This is a genomic window from Roseovarius sp. TE539, from assembly GCF_003298505.1.
In the GTDB taxonomy this organism is placed as follows: Bacteria; Pseudomonadota; Alphaproteobacteria; order Rhodobacterales; family Rhodobacteraceae; genus Roseovarius.
In genome coordinates this window covers 1-1410 of record NZ_QNGB01000068.1, presented here as the reverse complement: position 1 = coordinate 1410, position 1410 = coordinate 1, and the positions used below count along the sequence as shown (strand labels likewise).

At 59.3% G+C, this 1410-nt stretch carries 2 protein-coding genes; both read left to right on the top strand.

Annotated elements, in window-relative coordinates; all coding sequences use genetic code 11:
- The first annotated feature begins 30 nt into the window (after positions 1-30).
- Positions 31-1071 (top strand): IS110 family transposase, encoded by a 1041-nt coding sequence (locus DQW77_RS17880; protein WP_113259690.1) that lies wholly within the window; start codon positions 31-33, stop codon positions 1069-1071.
- A 152-nt stretch (positions 1072-1223) separates the two neighbouring features.
- The coding region (locus tag DQW77_RS18425) for a hypothetical protein (RefSeq protein WP_220125000.1) at positions 1224-1410 on the top strand (187 nt) is incomplete at its 3' end.

The following is a 1410-nucleotide window of genomic DNA, read 5'->3' as shown; positions in this document are numbered from 1 at the left end:
CACTGAGAAACAGCCGTGAGGAGAACGACCATGATTTACTATGCTGGTTTGGACGTTTCACTGAAAGAGATTTCGATCTGCGTTGTTGATGCAGACGGCAAGACCGTTGCCCGGGGCGTGTCCCCCGCTGACCCCGAGGGCGTGGCGGGCTGGTTTCGGGCAAAGTCGCTATCACCGAGGCTGATCGTGCATGAAAGTGGGCAACTGTCGATCTGGCTTCAGCGAGGTTTGGAGCGGCTGAGGCTTCCCATCATCTGCATCGATGCGCGCAAGGCGCACAAAAGCCTTTCGGCTCGCCCCAACAAATCTGATGCCGCTGACGCGGAGGGTCTCGCTCAATTGGCTCGCACAGGTTGGTTCACACCTGTTCACGTTCGAAGCGAGGATTCAGATCGGCTACGCTGCCTGATCAGCGCGCGGGCGCATTTGATCAGTCTGCGCAAGGATCTCGAGGGCCATATCCGGGGAATTCTCAAGACCTTCGGCATCCGTTTGACAGGTGTCGGGAAAGGTAGACAGCGTCAGGGCTTCCGAGACCAACTCGCCGCCGCAGGAGAGCGCAATGCAGTGCTGCGCAGCATCGCGGACGGGTTCATTGCCGCCCATTCCACGCTGTGTCAGGCAGCTGCAGATCTCGATTGTGCCGTGAAGGAGAAAGCCAAGGTGCATCCTGTCGCCCGTCGGCTGATGACCGTTCCTGGCGTTGGCCCCGTCGTGGCGTTAAATTTTGTTGCGCTGGTCGATGACCCTTCGCGGTTTCGGCGAGCTGAGAACGTAGGGGCTTTTCTGGGCCTCACGCCTCGAAGGTATCAATCCGGAGAAATGGATTGGTCCGGCCGCATCTCGAAATGCGGCGATGGAACCATGCGGAACTTGCTGTTCGAGGCGGCAACGACCTTGATCGGTCGGGTGCAGAAGTTCTCAGCGTTGAAAAGCTGGGCGGTCCGACTTGCTGGGCGACGAGGCTTTGCCAAGGCGGCAGTTGCCACCGCTCGTAAACTCGCGGTGCTTATGCTGACACTGTGGAAGACCGAAACCGAGTTCAAGTGGAAAAAGGAGGCCATAGCCTGACCTGAATTCCCGCCCCGGTGGCGGGAAGCAATGTCCCGAAGGGGCGGAGGCTGGTCGATTTCGCGCGGGCCGATGGGATGCGGAGCATTCTGCACAACCCGATCCATACATTGGAGACGACCACCACCGGATGCCATGCTGAGGCGCAAACCATGTGTGACCTCGAAGAGAACCATGACCCCGGACGGATCCGTTGCTTTCCGCTTGACAGGGCCGCAATCAGAGAACCGGCCCGTGGCGTCATGGAAGGCCACGATCAGAGGCCTGACACACGTCCGATCGAAGACCCCGCCGAAAAATCGCAGATAACGCTTGCCAAACAGGGGGCATCCACACACG